The following is a 4,285-nucleotide window of genomic DNA, read 5'->3' as shown; positions in this document are numbered from 1 at the left end:
CGGCCATGACGGCTCTGGTGGGCGGGGATAGCAAGGGAAAGGTCTCCGCGGTCGCCGGCCGCGCGCGCCGAATCTCGCGCTTTGAGCCTCAAGATTCCGGCGGCGAGGATCGCGGCGATCTCGTCCAAGCGCTCGGCGGCGGTCATCAGGTTGGGATCGAGGGCGCTGGACACGGGCGCGATCTCCTTGAGACGCGATGGCCCCGAGGATAGCGCCGATCAGAGGACGCGCAATGAAGTCAATCAGTTAGCGTAATCGCGCGCATTCGCGCGTAGTGCTGCGTGTTCGTGCAGGGCGAGTTCTCCGCAGAGAAACCAGGATCGGAAGACGCTTCCAGTCACAGTGATTCGCTGGCGGCGAAGTTGGCGGTAAGCAGGATCCCAGTGTCGACGTCACCCGATCCGGCCGACGATGGTGACCTCGGGGGCAGACCGCTCGCAAGGGGCGCAGAGTCCGTTGTCGCAGCGGATCTCACGATGTGATGCGGATCCGCGAGCGGCGCCGGCAAGGGGTGTCTGCCGGGGAAAAACCAATACACCGGGCACGCATCGGTAATAAACTGCGGCTGGAGCATCGTGCTTATCGGCGAGGATCGGTGTGGAAGTCTTCACGAGTGTCAAAATCACCGACAAGGTCTCGGATTTCACGTCGTTTTACACTTGATTGACTTGCTGAGCCGCACCCGTTCACGCTAACTGACGGGAAGGGATCAGCGACGAGGTCACGCCGAATGGCGCCGCCAGCAACCGAGACGAAGAATGCCGCGGGGCCGCTGCGTCGCGCCGCACAGTACGTGCGGATGTCGACCGACCATCAGCAGTACTCGACCGAGAACCAGGCCCAAGTCATCCGTGAATATGCCGAGCGGCATGGCCTTGAGATCATCCGAACCTATGCTGATGAGGGCAAGAGCGGCCTCAGGCTGGAGGGCCGGGATGCGCTGAAGCGGCTGATCGCCGATGTCGAGGGCGGCCGCGCCGATTTCACCGACGTTCTGGTCTACGATGTCAGCCGCTGGGGGCGGTTCCAGGACGCCGACGAGAGTGCCTACTATGAGTACGTCTGCCGCCGGGCCGAGATCGCCGTGCATTACTGCGCCGAGCAGTTTGCCAACGATGGCAGCCCGGTCTCGACCATCGTCAAGGGCGTCAAGCGGGCGATGGCCGGTGAGTACTCGCGCGAGTTGTCGGTCAAGGTGTTTGCCGGCCAGTGCCGATTGATCGAGCTCGGTTTCCGCCAGGGCGGGCCGGCCGGCTACGGATTGAGGCGAATGCGGGTCGACCAGCGCGGCGAGCCGCAGGATATCCTCGAGCGCGGCCAGCAGAAGAGCCTGCAGACCGACCGTGTCGTCCTCGTCGCCGGGCCGGACGAGGAGGTCGCCACCGTCAACCGCATCTACCACCTGTTTGTCGAGGAGGGCCGGACCGAGGGCGAGATCGCGGCGATCCTCAACGGCGAGCGGGTGTTGACCGATCTTGGCCGTCCGTGGACCCGCGCCAGCGTGCACCAGGTTCTCACCAACGAGAAGTATATCGGCAACAACGTCTACAATCGGGTCTCGTTCAAGCTGAAGAAGCGTCGCGTGGTCAATCCGGCGGAGATGTGGGTGCGCGCCGACCAGGCGTTTGAGGCCATCGTGCCGGCATCCTTGTTCTACGCGGTGCAGGGGATCATCCGCGAACGCAGCCGCCGCTACTCCGACGCGGAGATGCTGGCGCACTTGAAGCGCCTCTACGACACGCACGGTTTTCTGTCCGCCATCGTCATCGACGAAGCGGAAGGGGGCCCTTCCTCGGGCGCCTTGCGCTGTCGCTTCGGCAGTCTGGTGCGCGCCTATACGCTGGTGGGATACACGCCCGCGACCGATTTTGCCTACATCGAGATCAACCGCCGGCTGCGGGAGATGCATCCCCAGATCGTCGCCCGCACGGTTGCCGAGATGGAGCGCCTGGGCGGCAGCATTGCGCGGGATGCAAAGACCGATCTGCTCACCGTCAACAGCGAACTCCGCGTTTCGCTGGTGATCGCGCGCTGTTTCGCCAGGCCATCGGGGAGCCTGCGGTGGACGATCCGCTTCGATACCGGGCTCGCTCCCGACATCACGGTGGCGGTGCGCATGGCCGATGGCAATCGTGAGATCCTTGATTACTACTTGCTGCCGGCGGCCGACATGACGGCGAGCCGTCTGCGGCTGGCGCCCGACAACGGCATCAGTCTCGACGCCTACCGGTTCGAAACGCTCGACTACCTGTTCGGCATCGCCGAGCGTGTGCCTTTGCGCGAGGTGGCCTGACGATGACGGCGGAAGAGGCGCCTGGGGAGGACGCGCAAACGCCGCTGCCGGCAGGTGTCAGCCAGCCGCAGGCGACGGCAGTGCGGTTGATTCCGGTCGCAGCGGTGCGGGTCCTCAATCCCCGGCATCGCAACCGGAAGATCTTTGAGGAGATCGTCGACAACATTGCCGCGCTGGGGCTGAAGCGGCCAATCACGGTGACGGAGGGCCACCACGACGCCAACGGGGCGCGCTACGATCTCGTCTGCGGTCAGGGGCGATTGGAAGCCTGTCAGGCGCTCGGCGAGACGATGGTGCCGGCGATCGTCATCGAGGCCTCCGAGGCTGACTGCTACTTGATGAGCCTGGTTGAGAACCTGGCGCGGCGCATTCGCACCCCGATGGACCTGATCAACGCGATCATGAGCCTGAAGGAGCGCGGCTACAGCGTCGACGAGATCGCCGAGAAGACCAACCTCGGGCGCACCTACGTTCAAGGGGTCATGGCCCTCATGCGCGACGGCGAGGAGCGCCTGGTCACCGCGGTCGAGAAGGGTCAGATCCCGCTGGCCGTCGCCATGCAGATCGCGCGCGCCGATGACGCTGAGTTGCAGGTGCTGCTGGCCGATGCCTACGAGAGCGGCGCTCTGCGCGGGGATCGTCTCATCACGGCGCGCCGGATCGCGGCTGAGCGCCGCCATCACGGCAAGCAATTTGGCAAGCCCAGCCACGTGCGCGCGCAACCGAACACGACGCAGTCCCTGATCAAGGCCTACGAGACCGAGGTCCGGCGGCAGAAGCTCTTGGTCAGTCGGGCCGAGCTCACCGAACAACGGCTGTTGTTCGTCGTCACCGCCCTGAAGACGCTGTTCCGCGACGAACACTTCCTGACGCTGCTGCGGGCCGAGAAGCTGGAAACGCTGCCGAAGTATCTCGCCGAGCAGATCAAGGAACGGGCGCCCCGATGAGTAGCCGCGTCCGCTGCGCGTTCGAGAACGAGACCCGCGTGCTGCCGCTGGCGCTGATCCTGCCGACCCGACAGGTGACCCCGGAGCTGCGCAACAGCCGCAGGTATCAAACGATCCGGACCTCGGTTCGCGAAGTGGGCATTGTCGAGCCGCTGGTGGTGCATCCGCAGGCCGGTGGGACCTACGCCTTGCTCGATGGTCACTTGCGCCTCGAGGTGCTGAAGGAGCTGGGCGCCAACGATGCCCACTGCCTTATCGCCACCGAAGATGAGGGTTATACCTACAACAAGCGGATTAATCGCCTGAGCATGATCCAGGAGCACAACATGATCCGCCAGGCGATCGAGCGTGGCTTGGCGCCGGAGCGGATCGCCCGCGCCCTCAACGTCAACGTCGTTTCGATCAAGCAAAAGCAGCGTCTCTTGCACGGCATCGCGCCGGAAGTCGCCGAATTGCTGAAGGATCGCCATACCGGCGTCGCCGTGTTCCAGGCTCTGCGCAAAATGAAACCGCTGCGGCAGATGGAGGTTGCCGAGCTGATGATCGCCGCCAACCGCTTCACCGTCACCTATGCCCGGGCCCTCCTGGCGGCGACGCCGCGGGAGCAGCTTGCCGACCCCGGCAAGCCGAAGGTCATCCGCGGCATCACCGCCGAGACGCTCGCCCGCATGGAACGCGAGATGGAGCACTTGCAACGCGACTACCGGCTAGTCGAAGATGGCTACGGGAACGCCATGCTCAATCTGGTGATTGCCAAGGGCTATGTCAGCCGGCTGCTCGCCAACGAGGAGGTGCGGCTTTATCTTGATCGGCATCATCGGGAGCTCAGCGAAGAGCTGCGCAACGTCATCGCCAGCGTTGCGCGCGAGCCATCGCCCTGAGGGGGCGCCGCCTCTTCGCAACAGTGACGGCATCGCGCCTCACATCTCCCGCGCGAACCAGCGGATCCGGCCGATGATAGTGATCTCCTCGGCTGTGCGCTCGTAGGGCGCGTAGATCGGGTTGTCGGAGATGATCCGCACCATCGGCGGATCGCTGTTGGCGA

Annotated in this window: 3 protein-coding genes; all 3 read left to right on the top strand. The window is 64.6% G+C overall.

From position 1 onward, the window contains the following. The first annotated feature begins 730 nt into the window (after positions 1-730). The 3 genes from NFW05_RS06515 to NFW05_RS06505 are packed head-to-tail and all read left to right on the top strand — an operon-like array spanning position 731 to position 4,121. The gene (locus NFW05_RS06515) at positions 731-2,293 is read left to right on the top strand and encodes a recombinase family protein (RefSeq protein ID WP_295303933.1); all 1,563 of its coding nucleotides are present in this window, start codon (positions 731-733) and stop codon (positions 2,291-2,293) included. A 2-nt stretch (positions 2,294-2,295) separates the two neighbouring features. After that, positions 2,296-3,240 (top strand): plasmid partitioning protein RepB C-terminal domain-containing protein, encoded by a 945-nt coding sequence (locus tag NFW05_RS06510; RefSeq protein ID WP_295303928.1) that lies wholly within the window; start codon positions 2,296-2,298, stop codon positions 3,238-3,240. After that, on the top strand, positions 3,237-4,121 hold the full coding sequence (locus NFW05_RS06505; protein ID WP_295303925.1) for a plasmid partitioning protein RepB C-terminal domain-containing protein: 885 nt from the start codon (positions 3,237-3,239) through the stop codon (positions 4,119-4,121). The genes NFW05_RS06510 and NFW05_RS06505 overlap by 4 nt, the downstream gene beginning before the upstream one ends. The last annotated feature ends 164 nt before the right edge of the window (positions 4,122-4,285 follow it).

Origin of the sequence: Accumulibacter sp., assembly GCF_023806625.1 — a bacterium.
Classification (GTDB): Bacteria; Pseudomonadota; Gammaproteobacteria; order Burkholderiales; family Rhodocyclaceae; genus Accumulibacter.
The sequence above is the reverse complement of the archived record's forward strand: the minus strand, read 5'-3'. Positions and strand labels throughout refer to the sequence as shown.

Excerpts from the sequence above, each read along its gene's own strand:
- NFW05_RS06515 (WP_295303933.1), top strand. The coding sequence starts at position 731 with ATGGCGCCGCCAGCAACCGAGACGAAGAATGCCGCGGGGCCGCTGCGT.
- NFW05_RS06510 (WP_295303928.1), top strand. The coding sequence starts at position 2,296 with ATGACGGCGGAAGAGGCGCCTGGGGAGGACGCGCAAACGCCGCTGCCG.
- NFW05_RS06505 (WP_295303925.1), top strand. The coding sequence starts at position 3,237 with ATGAGTAGCCGCGTCCGCTGCGCGTTCGAGAACGAGACCCGCGTGCTG.